An 885-nucleotide genomic window follows, 5' to 3' on the forward strand; every position below is an offset into this window, starting at 1 on the left:
ATGATGAAGCTGTAATCGTTTTTATCCATGTAGGCCAGGTTCGCACGGCTGAAGTAACCGCGGTCCAGGATAAATCCAAGTTTCCTGTATCCATAGGAATACGCTTTATCCACGGCGTATCTCAGCTGTGACACGTCGTTGATGCTGCCTGGATACTGCTCATAGAAGAGAGGCTCGCGGTTGGCAGTGTCATAGGCGACAGAATAATGGAAGACCGGAAGCCCCGCATCTTCCTTTGGATGGCCGAACTCCACCATGTCGATGTCCCCGGACTGACAGTTCTTGTTGGTGGAGTCATAGGAGATATAAATCTTTTCTCTCTTATTCCTTCTTTCGTTCCAGCCGTTCAGAAAACCGACCGTCTGTTCCGCTCTGATACTGTGAAGGAAATCTGACACCTTCGAATCACTGTAAATTCTCATGTCACTGGTGAACAGAGGATGGCAGTATGCGTAATCAGGATAATACTGGCCTGCATTATCCTCCGAAACAATGGAGTAGCACGCAAGATCGAGCAGGAGTCCCGCGTCCTTCCTGTTCATGTATTTCTGCATAAGCTCAGGCAGATGATACTCATCGATGAGCTTCTCTAGTACGATGAAGCTTCCTGCGCTGAGATAAGGACTTCTTGCTGTCCTGTCCATCGCTTCCGGAAGCTCTGCATCAGGAAAATATTTCAGGAAGTTCTCGTTGGGCCACATCTTCCGGTCATCTTTGTTCAGCTGCCTGCCAATCATTGCACGCTTCGGGTAGGTGTACTGTTTGACCGGATTGTAAGCGCGTTCGTATTCGTATTCAACAGAGTAATAGCTTCCTCTTTTTTTCCTTACAAGAAGTCCCGGGGCATCCGGGACATCAACCTGGAAATCAAAAAACATGAGAATC

The 885-nt window shown here is 47.9% G+C and carries 1 pseudogene; it reads right to left on the bottom strand.

From position 1 onward, the window contains the following. Window positions 1-885, bottom strand: a pseudogene (locus tag HMPREF1986_RS13325) (IS1634 family transposase); the annotation flags it as partial.

Origin of the sequence: Oribacterium sp. oral taxon 078 str. F0263 (genome assembly GCF_000469565.1) — a bacterium.
GTDB lineage: Bacteria > Bacillota > Clostridia > Lachnospirales > Lachnospiraceae > Oribacterium.